The following is a 15,586-nucleotide window of genomic DNA, read 5'->3' on the forward strand; positions in this document are numbered from 1 at the left end:
ATATTGTTGACAATATCGCCAACAGAAATCTAGCGTGGGCGCCGCCGACCGAGAAGAGCCTTCCTGACCAGGAAGCGCAGGACTGTCATATCCGCAATAACCACCGCGGCAGAGGTCCCGCCATCACAGCCCCCTCGGCCACCCCGGCGAACGCCGCCCCATCGACCGGCAGCACCACGGCCGCCACGCCCAACTCGGGAGACTACGTGTCACTGGTGTTCGACAAGGACGACTACTCGGCGCTGACGACCACCATCACCACCGGCAGCGGCGACCACACGGTCACTCACCACTTCAGCAAAGCCATCACCTACGTGGCGAAGCCGGTCGCCGCGGCCTACCAGAGCCTGAACCTCAGCGTCCCCGTCGAGATCGACGGCGGGGCTGTGAGGCAACGGCGCGGGCCAGGGTGCCGCCCCGCGCCAGAACAACGCCCTCTACTCGCCGGCCAACGGCTCGGTCGTGGTCGAACCGTGCGTCCGGGGCCGGGACAACGTGACTGCCGACGGCACCTACTACGGCAAGGCCTCAGCCTGCATCGCCGACCTCAAGGCCGCCGTGCGCTACCTGCGCCACAACCGGCACCGCTTCCCGGCAACACCGACTGGATCGTCGCTGGCGGCGACAGCGCCGACGCGCCCCTCCCCCAACCGCCTGATGGGGTACCGGCCCACCACGCGGCCACAAGCGTCTCATCGACCTAGGAGCCTCACTCACGTGAAGAAGACACGCCGTGACTTTATCGGTCTTTCGCTGACCTCAGCACTCGCCACGTCCTTGGCGTCAGTGTCGTCGGCCGCTTCCGCGGCGCCCCGTCGTCCTGACACCACCACGAGGACGATCGACGCGGACGGCGTCACAGGAATAACCGACGCGTCCAATGACAGTCTCTTCAGTGGCGGGGACGCCAAGCAGGGGGTGGCGGCCCTGATCGCGGCGGGTGCGGTGACGGTCAACGACGTGCCGGTGCCCACCCCGAACGGCAACGGTGGGTACAGCGCGGATCGCCTTGACATCAATGGCGGTAGCGGGCTGTGGGAGAACGCGGACGGAACCTGGTCGTACAACGTCCAAGTGCTGTTGCAGGGCTCGAACGAGAGCTATGCGGACGCCGTCGTCGACTTCGTCAACGCCGTGACTCTGATGCGGGGGATCAGCTATCGCCTCACCCTCACGAAGGGCGTGGTGACCGCGATCGACGCGACCGTCAAGGACGTCGCTTTCGCGAACACGGTGAGCAGGAGCCGCGATGTCACGAAATTCACCATCGTGGGGCACGGTGACGGCAGTACGGACAAGCCGAATCCCTCCACCGTCAGCTTCCCCAACAAGAATGTCGAGGGGCGTCCGCAGAGTCAGAACATGGTCCTGTACTGGATGGACGCCAAAGGGTGGCACCTGGAACGCGCGGTCGGCAGGAACGTGGTCCTCGACGTGAGCCTTGACTCGTCGGGGGACCTGGCCGAGCTGGTCGACGGAGCGGCGTTCACGGACTCGCGCCTGACGTTGCAGTACTCGGAACCCTGGAACAGGCCCACCCAGCCGTTCAGGGCCATGTACTGGATGGGCGAGAACGACATACCCGCCATCCAGTGGTTCGCCACTGCCGGCGTCACCATCGGCTTCTCACGCGGCGCGGCCGCGAACACCGCGCTCGCCGTGGCGGTCGAGAAAGCTCGGAACGCACTCGTCGCCGTCGCGGTGTCCAGCACCGGAGACGGCTCCGACGTCCCCGAAGCGGAAACGTGGGTCACCCAGGCCTACCACGACATCTTTTCCCGGGCGGTTTCGGACGCACAGACCGGACTCGACGACAGCCACGCGACGAACGACGAGTACGAGGGCGCGCTCTACCGTCTCGCGCAGGCCTACGGCGGCCAGACGGGCGACAGGTTCAGCTGGCTGGAGAACACCTATTTCGGCAAGGGCGACGACTACGGCTTCGGGACGCCGTTCGACACCGGATACAACGGGACCGGCTTCTGGACGTTCGCCCAGGCGCACCTCGGGACCAGCAAGGCGGTCTAAGGAAATTCCCGAGGAACTCGCCGCTTCCGGGTTGCTTTCCGCCCGACGACGAACAGCCGTCCGCTGTCCAGGGCCAGGGCGACCAGCTGGGCGATGCCGAGCATGACGGACACCGGGACAGCGGGGAAAGAGCGCCACCCTCCCGAGTCCGGACTGGAAGTACGCGTCCTCGAACGCCTGCCGGTAGTGGTGGAGCCCAATGAAGGTGGTGCCTCCGATGAGGCAGTCCTGGAACAGGCTGAGGGAGTCGGAGGAACCGATGGGCGCGAGGAGGACCAGGGCGAACACGATTAGGAACGGCGTGATGAAGCCCCGAGGTGATCGTCATGACCTTCTCGTGGTGAGGATGGTGGCCGGCCACCCGCCGACAGCGTCGGTGACAGCCCGGAGCACTCGGCCGGCCCGCAGGGTCCAGGCCGACCAGATCGCGGTTGTCCCGGTCGCGCGGCCGCCTCCGCGACACGAGCATCCGCACGCTGCAGACCACAGCCACCAACGTCACCTTCTACCAGGATCAGGTGATCACCATGATTGGTAAGGGATCCAGAGCGAGGCGGCAACGCGTGGTGCGCGGGCCGCTCGCCAGACTGTCGGCGACGCTGCTGCTGTCGGCCGCCCTCCTCGCGGGCGAGACCACCGTGGCGGGCGGGCAGGGCTTCGCGGCCACGCAGGCCTCCGACACCTCGACCGCTTCCGCCACGCCCTGTCCGTCCGTCACCGGCACGCAGTCCGCCACCCCCACCTCGGGCTGGACCTCTCAGCAGGCCTCGCAGTCCTTCGCTACCGAGAAACTGGCCGCGTCACCGCGCACGTCTCGTTGGGTGAGCCTGCGCTTCCACGGACAGACGATGAGGGCCTGGGTGGCCTACCCCGTCGGCAGGAAGAACGCGCCGGTGGTCCTCGTGCTGCACGAGGTGTTCGGGCTGACCGACTCCACGCGCAACACCGCGGACGAGATCGCCGCGATGGGCTACATCGCCATCACACCCGACATGATCTCCGGGCTCGGGCCCGACGGCGGCGGCGACGCCCGGACCCTCACCGGCACCGGTGGAGGGACCTCCGACCTCGTCACGGCCGTCCCCGACGAGGAGGTCAGCGCCCGCATCAGCGCTTGGGTGAACTACGCCAGGCACCTGCCCCGTTCCACCGGCCAGACCGACATCGTCGGACTCTCCTGGGGCGGAGGAGCAGCCTTCCGGTACGCCGCGACGGGCACCAAGTCGGTCGACTCGGTGTTCGTGTTCTACGACGTCGGTCCGCCCGCCGTCACACAAGGCTGCCACCGCACCGAGGGACTCACCGACTATCCGGTCGACCGGATCTCGGTACCGGTCCACGGCTTCTACGGTGAGACCGACACCCGCGTGATGAACAGCCTCCAGGCGACCACCGAGGAGATGGCAGCCGCCGGGAAGTACTACGACCCCGTCGTCTACACCGGCGCGGACCACGCCTTCATGCGACTGGGCGAGGATCCGTCCGGCACGAACCCCGCGAATGCCTCCGCGGAGCAGGCCAGTCTGAAACGCCTGAAGAAGGAGATCCGCCGGTCCTTCCAGCACTGAACCGGACCGGCTTCACGATCCTGGTACTCCTCCCCCGCCCACAAGGGTGGGGGGCTACCTGGCGGCGGGGACGAGGCCGTCGAGCCATGTCCGGTGGCCGTTGAGCATGGGGTCGGTCACCTGCTCCTCGCCATGGTCTCTCCTGGGAGCTCGCCTGCGTCGTCACCGCACGCGCCGGAGTTGCCCGCCGTGTGGCATTCCTTCGGCGAGCTGCTCACGCGGTACGGCATCGCGCACACGTACACGGTGCGGCCCGGCGTCGATCACATGATCACCGAGGCGATCGCCGCCGGGACGCTCACCTGTCCCTCGAATTTCTGGGAGGTGGCGCTGGCCAGGTTCACATAGAGCTGCTCCCGCGGGACTTCAGCGTGGACTCATCGCGATCACCGCGTCACGGCGACTGAGGGCACCGAGCGGTGAGCCGCCGGCGGGATCGGGACTCCCGTGGATCCAGGTCGGTCCGTCGCCGAGGTGGGTCAGGGCCTCTTCGGCCACCTCGGCGGGATCTGCGAGACCGGCGGGTGCCGCGCTCTGGTCGGGGAGGAGCCGACGCAGCGACGGAGTGTCCGTGCGGCCCAGGACTAGTGCCAGGACGTCCACACCGGCACCCCGCCACTCCGCCCACAGGGACTCGGCCAGGACGAGTCCGAACGCCTTGGTGGCCCCGTAGGTGGCCCGGGTGGCGCCGCCCGCCCAGGCCGCTCCCGAGGTCACGAAGACCATCCCGCCGTGTCCTCGCGCGACCATCAGGGCGCCGAAGTGGTGGGCCGCTTCCAGTACGCCGACGCAGTTGCGCCGTACGAGCCTCAGGTGGTCCGCGCGTTCCCGGTCGAGGAAGGCAGCGGCGCTGTCATCGCTGCCGGCGTTGTGGACGAAAAGGCCGACCTCCACGTCAGCTGTGGCGCGCGCGAGTTCGGCGAGGGCGTCCGGTTCACTCAGGTCGAGTGCGAGGCTGCGGACCTCAACGCCGTGCTCGGCCCGGATCGCCTCGGCTGTCTCCTTCAGCACGGGCACACGGCGGGCCACGAGAACGAGGTTGATGCCGCGCGCGGCCATGGCCCTGGCGAACGCGGCTCCTACACCGTCGGAACCCCCGGCGACGACTCCCCAGGGACCGTAATCGGAATTCTTCACGCTCGTCGCCTCTCATCAGGGATTCTTCGGAGCGGGCACGGTGCGCAGCACGCGTTCCTCGACGGCGTCCGAGGCCAGGACCGCACCGATGACTCCGAGGTCGGCACCCGCGCGATCGGCGACCTCACGTACCACGCCGACGTCCTTGCGCATCAGATCGGCCAGCCGGTCCGCGACCGAGTCGACCGAGCCTCCTCGCGCCACGACCGCCAGGGCTCGGCTCGCGCCGCTGCCATGGCCCAGCGCGGCCAGAATCGTCGGCTCCGGCACGCCGAGCGAGGCCGCGATGCGTACGGCATCGACGACCAGGCCCACCTGGGCGACGAAGAGGGCGTTGTTGACGAGTTTGACCCGCTGTCCGTCGCCGGGGGCGCCCACATGCAGCACGGGCGAGGCGTACGACTCCAGGAGAGGGCGGACCCGGTGCAGCACTGCCTCGTCGCCCCCGACCCACAGGGTGAGGCTGCCCGCCCGGATGTCGTGCGGTCCGCCCGACAGGGCGGCGTCCAGGACGTCCACGCCTCGTGTGGCGCCGGCCTCGGCGAGGGCGGCGAGGGTCCCGGGGTCGCAGGTCGTGTGCTGTACGAGGGTCGTCCCCGGAGCCATGGCCGCGATCGCCCCGTCCACGCCGAGGCAAGTGGCCCGTACTTGTTGGTCCGTCAGTACGGCGACGAACACCGCATCGGCTCCCTCGACCGTGGCCGGCACGGTATCGGCGGCGGTGAGTCCATCAGCCTGGACGGCGGAACGGGTTCGTGAGCGACGTGCGTGGACGGTGACGTCGTGTCCGGCCTCGACCAGTCGGTCGATCATCGGCCGCCCCATACGGCCGGGGCCGATGAATCCGATCTTCACCGCGCCTCCTGGACGGGACGGGTGTGGTCGGCAGCGGGGCCTGCCGTCGGAGCCAGCAGGTGCCGGTGGTCGGCGGAGCCGTCCAGGTTGGCGTTGATCCGTTCGACGACCCGCCACCCGTCGGCGGTGCGGGCCCAGCGCCAGGTGTTGGCCGAGACCCGGGCCACCCAGAACCTGTCCGCCTCGGCGTCCCAGCGGATGTTGAGGGCGTAGTTGCGTCCGGTGGCCCGGTCGCCGTCGACCTCGATGTGAGGTGCTGTCAGCACATGCGCGCAGCCGTTGTGGATCAGATGCTGATGCCCCCTGCCGTGGACCATTCCCGCGATGTCGTCGTGGCCCCGCATACGGAAGTGCCCGACGACATCGAAGGTCCCGTCTTCGGTCCACAGGGCGGCTGCCGCGTCGCCCGAGCCGCTGTCGACGGCGGGACCGTACTGGGCGACCAGTTGCGCGATGTCCGCCTGGTCCTCCAATTCGCGGACCCTCCGGGTCAACTCCGCGACTGTCTGCCGGAGTTCATCGATCTCGTTCACGGTTTCGCAGTCCCTTCCGACGGCACGACGGTGATGGTCAGGGCATGACGACGATGCGGGCCGGCCCATCGGCCGCTCGTGATGCGTCCAGGGCCAGGGGTACTTCGTCGAGGCCGACGCACCAGCCGAGCATCGGCCGGACGTCGACCCGCCCGGAGCACACGGCCTCGAAGGCTTCGTTCCAGTGGTCCGGCGACGGTCCACCGCCGAACTGGACGGCGATGCCCTTGCGTTTGGCGGTGAGGGTGTGCAGGAGATCACCTTCGGGCGGGCCACCCATGGAGAAGATCCGGGTGCGGCTCGGGCCGCCTTTGATGATCGAGTCGAGCACGCCCGGCAGACCGACGCACTCGAAGACCACGCAGCCGGCGTCGCCGCCGGCCACGTCCCTCCAGGCTTCGTACGGTGACACCTCGGCGGGGTCGACAACCCTGTCCGCGCCCATGAGGCGGGCCGTTTCGCGGCGGGACGGCACGAAGTCGGCGGCGATGACGGGACCGATCCCCAACGACCTCAGCGTGGCGACCGCCGACAGGCCGATGGCGCCGCAGCCGATGACGAGTGGCACCTCCCGCGCACTCAGCGCGGCACGCGAAACGGCCGACCAGCCCACCGCGATCGCGTCGGCGACGCAGACGATTTCGCTGGGCAGGTCCGACTCCACGCGCCGGGTGAGCGCCTCGGTCACCAGGAAGTACTCACCGAACCCGCCCGGGGCTTCCGGGCTCTGCCCGATGATCCGCCGCCCGTCGGGCACGACCAGGACAGGCAGCGAGCTCACCCGCGCGCCCAGCGGTATCCGCCGCTCCACGCCGGGCCCGTAGTCCACCACCTCCGCGCAGAACTCGTGCCCCATCACGATGTCGACATCCTGGTCGTAGTTCGACATGCCACTGTCGTCGTCCACGCCGGCTTCCGGATGGTCCATGAAGTGCAGATCAGAAGCGCAGATCCCGCAGGCCAGTGAGCGGACGAGAAGTTGACCGGGGCCCGGGACCGGGTCCGCGATCGTCCTCGTTCGCACGGTCTTGTTCCGCAGCACGGCTGCGCGCATGGGTCGCTCCCTGTCCTGAAGAACCGTGGCGCGTGTCCCTTCGGACTGTAGCCACACGGCCGTATTTATAGAAGACAATCTCCTGAAATTCGCCACCGTCACCGATCTCACCTGGGCCGTTACCATGGTGACCGTGACAGATTCTGGACGAGGGCGTGGACGGCCGCGTGACGCGACGATCAGTGATCGCGCCCTTGCCGCGACACGCGAGTTGCTGGTCGAGCGGGGTTTCGAGGCGACGACGATCCAGGCCGTCGCCGCGCACTCGGGGGTACATTCCTCGGCGCTCTACCGGCGTTGGCCCTCCCGTATCGAGCTCATCGCGGAGGCCACCTTCCCCGGCCTCGACGAGAGCGCGGTACGGCCGACCGGTGAACTCCGTGCGGATCTGCGCCGGTTCGTGCGTGTGTACGTCTCCGCCTTCACCACCCCGGCGGCGCGTGCGGCCGCCGCCGGACTCCTCGCGTACAACCGGTCCTCGTCCCGGCCCCGTCCACCCGAGCTGAATCTGAGGGTCTCCGCACGCCCCCAGTTCCAGGAGATCCTGCGGGCCGCTCCACCGGGCTCCATCGACCCCGCCGTGGATCCCGACGACGCCTTCGACATGTTGCTCGGGGCGATCCTGACCCGTGTCCTCCTGCCCGGCGCCACCGCCCGCCGTACACCAGTGGACCGCACGGTCGATCTGATGATCCGCATGCTCGAACCGCGCTAGCCGACGGCTCCGCACAGCCGGACTCCGCTCAAAGTCCCATCGCCACCAGTGCCGAACGCGCCACTGCGCACACCTGCTCGGCATCCAGCCCGTCGGCCACGCCCGCTGTTTCGGCGATCTCCGCGAAGAGACGGACGTCCTTCGCGAGCAGGCTGCCGGCGTGTGCGCCGATACGGTCGAGGGTGCCGCCCGCGTCGGCGACCCGCTCCAGCGCGAAGCTGGCCGCGCTGCCGCGCGGCAGAACGCCTACGAGTCCATCCGGAGCGAGGCCCAGCTTTTCGCCGAGCCCCAGGATGTCCGCGGCCAGCCCCAACTGGGCGGCGAAGAGAACGTTGTTCAGCAGTTTGGCGATCTGACCGGAGCCGATCGGCCCGAGGTGGACGACAGGGTCTCCGTAGGCGGCGAACACGGGGCGGCTGCGAGCGAAGACCTGCGGGTCACCGCCTGCCATGACGAGCAGTGTGCCCCGCTCAGCGGCCGGTCCACCGCCGCTGACGGGCGCGTCGAGGAGGTGGACTCCAGCAGCCTGGGCCTTCGCCGCGAGGTCGCGGCAGGTGTCGGGATGGACGGTGGAGTGCACAGCGATCACGCCGCCGGCGCGCAGACCGGACAGCACTCCGTCCGGCCCCGTGACAACCTGCTCGACGTCGTCGTCGTTCACCACGCACAGACACACAAGGTGGCTGGCGGCGGCCAGTTCGGCCGGCGAGCCGGCTGTATCGGCAGTCGTGTCGGCGAACGGGACGAGCGAATCGGGCCGTCGAGCCCACAGGGTGGTCGCGAAACCCGCGTCGATGATCCGGCGGGCCATGGGGGCGCCCTGGCTGCCCAGGCCGATGAAGCCCACACGCATGGGCATCTCCTAAGTAGGGGGAGGCACAAACGTAGGTACGAGCCGGAGACGCGGCGTTCGCGCCCCGGCGGACCGTGGGGCCCGCCGGGCACGACCCGCCTTGCCGTCGACGAGCCGGAGCCCGTCGTCTCACGTGAAATCGCCCGAACTTCAGGACACGGTGATGGCGCGCTCGGGGCAGGATCGGACGGCTTCGGCCACCGCGTCCTCCTGGCCCGCGGGCACTTCCTCGGTCACTGCCGAGGAGTGCCCGTCGAACTCGTTCAGTTCGAAGATCTCGGGGGCACTCATCGCACACAGGGTGTGCCCCTGACAGCGATTGCCGTCGATCCGTACCTTCATGTCGCTCAACTCTCCTTCGGGTACGTCTGGTGCGCGGGCTCAGGTGAGATCGGACAGCGACTTGCCGACGTCGGCGAGAGTGACCGGCTTGCCGTAGTCGCCCTTGAGCTTGTAGGCGGGCGCGTCGCAGCGGTACGGGCCGTCGTCGGGCTGGAAGTCGGCCGCCTGCCAGCCCTTCGCCGTCGCCTCGACGATGGAGTAGCACTTGGGTGGGATGTCGTTCTTGCTGAGGTCGGCGGGTGCCTGCAGGCCGCCGCCCGTCCACGCGGTCTGCTTGATCGCGTTGTCGTAGACGCACTTGCGGGTCAGTGAGGCGCAGTCCCGCGCGGCAGTGGCGAACAGCAGCCAGGCCGAGAAGGCGCGCAGCACCGGGTAGGTGACCTGCTTGTCAGGGGCGTACTTCTTGAACAGCTCGATGACCTGCTCGGTGGCCGGATTGGAGGAGGCGCTCTCCAGCGGTGCGGTGGCGGAGAGTTCGGCGTAGTTGTGCTGCTTCGCCAGGGCCGGAGCCGCCAGTTGCAGGAACGCGGGGCCGTAGGCGTTGCTGTTGGCGTCGATCCAGTCGGGGGCATAACCGGTGTCGGTGAGCGCCTGCTCCAGTTTGGCCAGGCTCGCGAAGTCCCCGAGGAACGTCAGGCCCTTGACGCCCTTGTTCTTGATGGCCTGGGCGTACGGCGTCCAGTCGGAGACGCCGGCGGCCGGGTAGACGTCGGTGTAGGAAACCTTGCCACCGAGACCCTTGACGGCCTCTTGGTACTGGGCGGCGAACCCCTTGCTGACCGGGCTGTCACCGGCGATGATGCCGACCTTCTGCGCCGAGTCCGGGTACTTGTCCTTGAGCAGCCAGGTGTAGAAGCCGGTGTAGGGGAAGTAGCCGACGCCCGCGCCGGTGGCCAGGGCCTGAAGGTCGGAGCCGACCGCCTGGGTGGACTGGGCCGGGAAGTCGGGCAGCAGGCACTTCAGCCGGTCGGTCACGCCGAGGCCGTCCAGCGCGGCGCCGCCGCCGACCAGGGCGAAGTCGGACTTGCAGGCGGCCAGCACCTGCTGGCGGACCTGCGTGAGCTTGGCGTCACGTGTGACGGGAACCAGCTTGCGGCCGTTGATGCCCCCTGCGTCATTGCACCAGGAGGTGAACACCTTGGCGGCGTCCGGGAATTCGGAGTTCTTGGTGAACCCGACGTCGGACATGACCCCGACCTGGATCTCCTTGTCCGTGACACCTTGGACGGTGGAGGACTTGGCGGTGCCGGGCCCGCACACGTCTTTCAGCGTGCCGAAGTCCGCCTGGGCCGAGGCGGACGCACTCGAGGAGGAGGGCGCGCCCGTCTCCGCCTCGCCGGCATCGGAGTGGCCGGAGCAGCCGGTCAGCAGTACCGCGCCCGCGGTGACCGTTCCTATCAGGAGCCTGCGCAAGGTGCCTCCTCGGGGAGCTCGGACACCGTCGTCCGAGAGAGGTGGGAGAAGAGCGGGACGGTGCGGCTGCGCATGCACCATCGGCGGGGAAGGCCGATTGGCTGACATCCCACTCGCTGTACGGGGGCGTCGGGTTGGATCAACGCCGAGCCCGGTGAAGGGCTTCGTTCCATCTCAGAGCGGTCGGCCCGATGTAGTGCCGAGCGGCGTCGGCCGTCAGCGACCCGGGCTGATGGGCGAACCGTCGAAGGCGGCCCCGCCGTCAGTCGCCCGGCCCCTTCTTGCCCGCACTGCCGGAAGTTACATTCTCTGATTCGGCCAATCAAGCATCCGAAGCAGAGAATCTGATAGCCGGTTCACGAAGGCGCACGGCCACGTCCGGGCGAGCAGGCCGGTCGGCATGGCATCCGGGACAGCACGACACGCAGGGCAAAGCAACCCCTGCTCAGCCGGGAAGGTCCAGGAACCGCCGGCCGAGATCGAGCAGTTGCGCCCGGACGGTCTCCGTGTCGAGTTCAGCGACGAGCGGGTGCATGGCCGCACCGCCGATGGCGGCGGTGAGCATCGCGGCCCGCATCCGGGCCTCAGGGCCGGCCTCCCCCGTCAGAAGGCGGTACAGGCGCTCCACGACCCGTCGGAACGGCTCGTGGCCGGCGAAGTAGCGGCCGATGACCGGATCACCGACGAGGGCGAACTCCATGCGGCGGCGATCGAGGGCGAGCTCGACGATCCTGGCGAGCAGCGCTTCCCGCACCAACTCGGCGCTCGCCCCCGCCTCCGCCTCGGCCTCGTCCATCGCCCCCGTCAGCCGGGCGAGTTCCTCCTCGACCGCGGCGACGACGATCTCGTCCTTCGTCTTGAACTGGTGATAGACAGCCGCCTTGGTCACGCCGATGGCGGCGGCGATCATCTGCAACGACGTTCCCCCGACACCGTGTTCCGCGAACAGGTCCGCCGCGGCGCTGACGATCCTGGCCTTGGCCGGACTGTGGACAGGGAGGACCGACGGCCCGTCGGCAGGAGGCTCGGCGGAGATCACCTCCTGAGGATAACCAGAACGTGCCGGCGTCGGCCGATCGCCCACGCCCAGCGGAGATCACCTCGGTGCCGCGATCGTCTTGCGTTCCAGGAACTCTTCCAACCCCGCGACGCCCATCTCCCGCCCGATGCCCGACTGTTTGTAACCTCCGAAGGGCGCGTCCGGTCCGGCGAAGTTGCCGCCGTTGATGCTGAACGTTCCACTGCGGATCCGTCGCGCCACGGCGACGGCCCGCTCCTCGTCACGGCTCATCACCACCCCGGACAGACCGTAGATCGAGTTGTTGGCGATACGTACCGCGTCGTCGTCCCCGTCGTGCGGGATGACCGCCAGGACCGGACCGAAGACCTCCTGCTGGGCCACCTCGCTGTCCGGATCGACATCGGCGAGCAGGGTGGGCGCGTAGAAGAAACCCGGGTCCGCCTTCCGGCCCCCCGTCACCAGCCTGGCCCCAGCCGCGGCCGCACGGCGGACCATGCCGTCCACCTTGTCCCGCTGTCGTTCGCTGATCAACGGTCCCATGTAGGTCTCGGGCGCACCCGGGTCACCGTAGGTGATGGTGCTCATCATGGCCGCGACCCGCTCGGCGATGGCGTCGTGCTGCGCCCTGGGGACCAGCATCCGGGTGGCGATCGCGCAGCCCTGACCGGCATGGGCGCAGACGGAGAAGGTGGAGAACGTGGCGGCGGTCTCCACATCGGCATCGTCCAGCACGACCATGGCCGACTTCCCGCCGAGCTCCAGGAAGACCCGCTTGACGGTCCCGCTCGCCGCCGCCATGATCCGGCGGCCCGTGGCGGTCGAGCCGGTGAAGGTGATCAGGTCCACATCCGGGTGAGTGGTCAGTACCTCGCCCACGTCCGCCCCGGAGGAGGTGAGTACGTTGACCACGCCGGCCGGGATGTCCGTGTGTTCCGCGATCAGCTCGCCGAGGGCCAGAGTGATCAGCGGGGTGTCCGGTGCGGCCTTGAGCACCACCGTGCATCCGGCGGCCAGCGCGGGCGCCAGCTTCGCCAGAGCCAGCTGGGTGGGGTAGTTGTACGCCACGATGGCGGCGACGACCCCGGCGGGCTCCCTCTCCATCCATCGCCGGTGGGTCTTCCCGCGGAAGTCCACGTCGGCCAGCGTCTCGGTCATCGGGTACCCGGGAAGCAGGTCGGCGTAGTACCGAACGATCTCGAAGGCCGCCTCCAGCTGATTCGAGTGGGTGGACATGCGGGTGGCGCCCACCTCCCTGATGGTCAACTCCCGCAGCTCTTCCTTGTGTTCGATCAGCGCCTTGTGGAGCTGGTCGAGGCAGCGCACCCGCAGCGCCCGGTCGGTCGCCCAGCCGCCGGCGTCGAACGTCCGACGGGCCGCCGCGACGGCGGCTTCGGCATCGGCGGGTGTGGCATCCGGCGCCTGGCCGAACACCGCGCCGGTGGCGGGGTTGAGCGTGGCGAACGTCCGCCCGCCCTCGACCAGCTTTCCGTCGATGAGCAGACGCCTGGTCTCGGTCACTGCGCAGTCCGTCCCGTAGTGGCGTTCCGCTCCGCGCCATCACCAAGTTCGCGCCTTGGTCGCCGAGTTCGCATGTCGTCTCCCTGCGCATATGGGTCCAAGTGAAAACACCGTTCTCTTTCTAGCAGACTCATCTTGCCGCTGAATAGCCGATCGGCTACCTTCCTAGTCGATCGGCTAGCCGCCGGTCGCTCGGGCCGCGTGACGCAATCCGGAAATGGGGTTCTGCGAATGGGACGTGTGCAGGGCAAGGTCGCCTTCATCACAGGCGCGGCGCGCGGTCAGGGCCGCAGCCACGCCGTGCGGTTGGCGGAGGAGGGCGCCGACATCATCGCGGTGGACGTGTGCCGTGACATCGAGACGATCAAGTACTCGCTCGCTACTCCCGACGACATGAAGGAGACCGTCCGCCTGGTCGGGGCACTGGGGCGCCGCATCGTCGCGGTCCAGGCCGACGTACGCGAACGGGACCAGATGCGCGGGGCTCTGGAGCGCGGGCTCTCCGAACTGGGCCACGTGGACATCGTGGTGGCACAGGCGGGGATCGCCGCGATGAAGGGCGAGCCCCCGCTCCAGGCCTGGGCCGACGTGATCGACACCAACCTGATGGGCACGGTCAACGCGATCAATGTGGCGCTCCCTCATCTGGAGGAAGGGGCTTCGGTCATCGCGACCGGGTCGACGGCGGCGTATGTGAACGCGCTGCCCATGCAGGAGGTGGGGAAGGACCCCGGCGGGATGGGCTACATGGTGGCCAAGCGGATGCTGGCGCAGTACGTCCACGACCTGGCACGTGAGCTGGCACCGCGCAAGATCCGGGCCAACGTGGTGCATCCGACCAACGTCGGTACCGACATGCTGTTCAGCGAGCCCATGTACCAGGCCTTCCGCCCGGACCTGGAGCACCCGACCCGCGAGGACGCGGAGCCCGGCTTCTCGGTCCAGCAGGCCATGCCGATCGGCTGGGTGGAGCCCCTCGACATCAGCAACGCCGTGCTCTTCCTCGCCTCCGACGAGGCCCGCTATGTCACCGGACTGCAGTTCCGCGTGGACGCGGGCGGTTACCTCAAGTCGTACGACTTCCACCTCTGACCAGCCCGGCCGCACCCCCTCGGGCCGCTCTGAGCGTGCCTGACCAGCGTAAGGAGGTCACCGCGTGTCCGAAGAAGCACCCGCCGAGGACGCTGCCGAGCGCCGGCAGCCCCGTTTTCTCTTCGACCGCCATACCCGCGACTACCGCGACCGGTTCGAGACGATCACGCAGGAGATGCAGTCCCGTTGTCCGCTCGCCTGGAGCGACACCCACGGCGGGCACTGGGTCGCGGCGGGCAACGCCGAGGTCTTCGCACTCGCCCGCTCCGCCGACGTCCTGTCCAACGACCACGACATCCGGGGTGAACGGCGCGGCTACAAGGGCATCTCCATCCCGGCGGCGGTCGACGCGCCGGTCCGCGGCGGTTTCCTGGAGATGGATCCGCCGGAACAGCGCTACTACCGGCAGCTGCTCAACCCCTATCTCTCGCCGGCGGCCGTCGACCGATGGACACCGGTGGTCGACGAGCTGGTCCGCGCCTGTCTGGACGAGCGGATCGAGTCCGGCCGGATCGACTTCGTCGACGACCTCGCCAACATCGTGCCCGCCGTGCTCACCCTGGCCATGATGGGCATCCCGCTCATCAACTGGACGATCTACTGCGAACCCTCGCACGCCGGGGTCTACACCCCGCCGGACTCACCGGACGCTTCCCGCGTGCGCGAACTCCAGATCAACATGTTCCAGGACCTGTACGCCCAGTTCGACCAGATACGCAAGACGCCTCGCCCCGGTCTCGTCAGCGCGGTGGCCGGGGCCCGGATCAACGGCGAACAGCCCGAAGACCTCGACCTCCTCGGCATCCTGGCCCTCGTCATCGGCGGCGGGTTCGACACCACCACCGCGCTGACGGCCCACTCCCTGGAGTGGCTCTCGGCCCACCCCGACCGGCGGGCGGAGCTGTCCCGGGAACGCGCGACGCTGCTGAACTCCGCGACCGAGGAGTTCCTTCGCTACTTCACACCAGCGGTCGGTGACGGCCGCACCTTCTCCGAGGACTGCGAGATCGCCGGGCACCGGTTCAAGGAAGGCGAGCGCCTGTGGCTGTCGTGGGCCATGTCCAATCGTGACCCCGCCGTGTTCGACCACCCGGACGAGATCGATCTGCGCCGTACCGGCAACCGGCACCACAGCTTCGGCCTCGGCATCCACCGCTGCATCGGCTCGAACGTGGCCCGGATGGTCTTCAAGCGCATGCTCATCGCCGTTCTCGACCGTATGCCCGACTACCGATGCGACCCGCACGGCACGGTCCACTACGAATCCGTCGCCGTCATCAACGGGATGCAGCACCTGTCGGCCACCTTCACTCCCGGCCCCCGGCTCGGTGCCGGAATCGACGAGACCATCGCCGCCGTCCAGAAGGCCTGCGACGAACAGCAGCTCGCCGAACCCGTCACCGTCCGCACGGCCAAAGCCACCCTCGGCAGCTGAATCCCTCCCGCCCCGCACAAGG

15 protein-coding genes and 1 pseudogene are annotated in these 15,586 nt (G+C 68.8%); 6 read left to right on the forward strand and 10 right to left on the reverse strand.

The genetic code is table 11. From position 1 onward, the window contains the following. Positions 1–495: 495 nt before the first annotated feature. Entirely contained in the window at positions 496–2,028 is a 1,533-nt protein-coding gene (locus tag ABZ887_RS33725) for a hypothetical protein (RefSeq protein ID WP_361297796.1), read from the forward strand. A gap of 50 nt (positions 2,029–2,078) precedes the next feature. Here ABZ887_RS33725 and ABZ887_RS33730 read toward each other — a convergent pair. After that, positions 2,079–2,399 (reverse strand): annotated as a pseudogene (locus tag ABZ887_RS33730) (sugar ABC transporter permease); the annotation flags it as partial. Positions 2,400–2,591: 192 nt separating this feature from the next. Here ABZ887_RS33730 and ABZ887_RS33735 point away from each other — a divergent pair. Continuing rightward, positions 2,592–3,596, forward strand: coding sequence for a dienelactone hydrolase family protein (locus ABZ887_RS33735; protein WP_361297799.1), 1,005 nt, complete (start codon positions 2,592–2,594; stop codon positions 3,594–3,596). Between the two features lie 189 nt (positions 3,597–3,785). Further along, positions 3,786–3,944, forward strand: coding sequence for a hypothetical protein (locus tag ABZ887_RS33740; RefSeq protein ID WP_361297802.1), 159 nt, complete (start codon positions 3,786–3,788; stop codon positions 3,942–3,944). Between the two features lie 18 nt (positions 3,945–3,962). On the opposite strand, the gene ABZ887_RS33745 is transcribed toward ABZ887_RS33740, so the two are convergent. The 4 genes from ABZ887_RS33745 to ABZ887_RS33760 are packed head-to-tail and all read right to left on the reverse strand — an operon-like array spanning position 3,963 to position 7,175. Continuing rightward, positions 3,963–4,733 carry an SDR family NAD(P)-dependent oxidoreductase gene (locus tag ABZ887_RS33745; protein WP_361297805.1) on the reverse strand — a complete coding sequence of 257 codons (771 nt, stop codon included), beginning with the start codon at positions 4,731–4,733 and terminating at the stop codon, positions 3,963–3,965. Positions 4,734–4,748: 15 nt separating this feature from the next. Beyond that, a complete protein-coding gene (locus tag ABZ887_RS33750) occupies positions 4,749–5,588 on the reverse strand; it encodes an NAD(P)-dependent oxidoreductase (RefSeq protein ID WP_361297808.1) in 840 nt (279 codons plus the stop codon). Continuing rightward, positions 5,585–6,121: a nuclear transport factor 2 family protein gene (locus tag ABZ887_RS33755; RefSeq protein WP_361297810.1), complete on the reverse strand. Its 537-nt coding sequence runs from the start codon at positions 6,119–6,121 to the stop codon at positions 5,585–5,587. Before ABZ887_RS33755 ends, ABZ887_RS33750 begins: the two co-directional genes overlap by 4 nt. Before the next feature lie 37 nt (positions 6,122–6,158). After that, the gene (locus tag ABZ887_RS33760; protein ID WP_361297813.1) at positions 6,159–7,175 is read right to left on the reverse strand and encodes a zinc-binding dehydrogenase; all 1,017 of its coding nucleotides are present in this window, start codon (positions 7,173–7,175) and stop codon (positions 6,159–6,161) included. Positions 7,176–7,308: 133 nt separating this feature from the next. Between ABZ887_RS33760 and ABZ887_RS33765 the strand changes: the two genes are divergently transcribed. After that, positions 7,309–7,890, forward strand: a complete 582-nt coding sequence (locus ABZ887_RS33765) for a TetR/AcrR family transcriptional regulator (RefSeq protein WP_361297816.1) — start codon at positions 7,309–7,311, stop codon at positions 7,888–7,890. Between the two features lie 28 nt (positions 7,891–7,918). Here ABZ887_RS33765 and ABZ887_RS33770 read toward each other — a convergent pair whose 3' ends face one another. The 5 genes from ABZ887_RS33770 to ABZ887_RS33790 all read right to left on the reverse strand — a co-directional run bounded on the left by ABZ887_RS33770 (position 7,919) and on the right by ABZ887_RS33790 (position 13,037). Further along, on the reverse strand, positions 7,919–8,743 hold the full coding sequence (locus ABZ887_RS33770; RefSeq protein ID WP_361297819.1) for an NAD(P)-dependent oxidoreductase: 825 nt from the start codon (positions 8,741–8,743) through the stop codon (positions 7,919–7,921). Positions 8,744–8,893: 150 nt separating this feature from the next. Next, positions 8,894–9,085, reverse strand: coding sequence for a ferredoxin (locus tag ABZ887_RS33775; protein WP_361297917.1), 192 nt, complete (start codon positions 9,083–9,085; stop codon positions 8,894–8,896). A 39-nt stretch (positions 9,086–9,124) separates the two neighbouring features. Continuing rightward, a complete protein-coding gene (locus ABZ887_RS33780) occupies positions 9,125–10,498 on the reverse strand; it encodes an ABC transporter substrate-binding protein (RefSeq protein ID WP_361297822.1) in 1,374 nt (457 codons plus the stop codon). A 445-nt stretch (positions 10,499–10,943) separates the two neighbouring features. After that, a complete protein-coding gene (locus ABZ887_RS33785) occupies positions 10,944–11,537 on the reverse strand; it encodes a TetR/AcrR family transcriptional regulator (RefSeq protein WP_361297825.1) in 594 nt (197 codons plus the stop codon). A 57-nt stretch (positions 11,538–11,594) separates the two neighbouring features. Continuing rightward, the gene (locus ABZ887_RS33790) at positions 11,595–13,037 is read right to left on the reverse strand and encodes an aldehyde dehydrogenase family protein (RefSeq protein WP_361297828.1); all 1,443 of its coding nucleotides are present in this window, start codon (positions 13,035–13,037) and stop codon (positions 11,595–11,597) included. Positions 13,038–13,268: 231 nt separating this feature from the next. On the opposite strand from ABZ887_RS33790, the gene ABZ887_RS33795 reads away from it, so the two are divergent. Next, a complete protein-coding gene (locus ABZ887_RS33795) occupies positions 13,269–14,129 on the forward strand; it encodes a mycofactocin-coupled SDR family oxidoreductase (RefSeq protein WP_361297831.1) in 861 nt (286 codons plus the stop codon). A gap of 64 nt (positions 14,130–14,193) precedes the next feature. Beyond that, positions 14,194–15,564: a cytochrome P450 gene (locus ABZ887_RS33800; RefSeq protein ID WP_361297834.1), complete on the forward strand. Its 1,371-nt coding sequence runs from the start codon at positions 14,194–14,196 to the stop codon at positions 15,562–15,564. Positions 15,565–15,586 lie beyond the last annotated feature (22 nt).

Source organism: Streptomyces sp. NPDC047061 (assembly GCF_040643955.1).
Lineage (GTDB): Bacteria > Actinomycetota > Actinomycetes > Streptomycetales > Streptomycetaceae > Streptomyces.

Bases quoted from the DNA above. Each gene is read 5' to 3' on its own strand.
- ABZ887_RS33760 (WP_361297813.1), bottom strand. From the start codon at position 7,175: ATGCGCGCAGCCGTGCTGCGGAACAAGACCGTGCGAACGAGGACGATC.
- ABZ887_RS33795 (WP_361297831.1), top strand. From the start codon at position 13,269: ATGGGACGTGTGCAGGGCAAGGTCGCCTTCATCACAGGCGCGGCGCGC.
- ABZ887_RS33770 (WP_361297819.1), bottom strand. From the start codon at position 8,743: ATGCGTGTGGGCTTCATCGGCCTGGGCAGCCAGGGCGCCCCCATGGCC.
- ABZ887_RS33775 (WP_361297917.1), bottom strand. From the start codon at position 9,085: ATGAAGGTACGGATCGACGGCAATCGCTGTCAGGGGCACACCCTGTGT.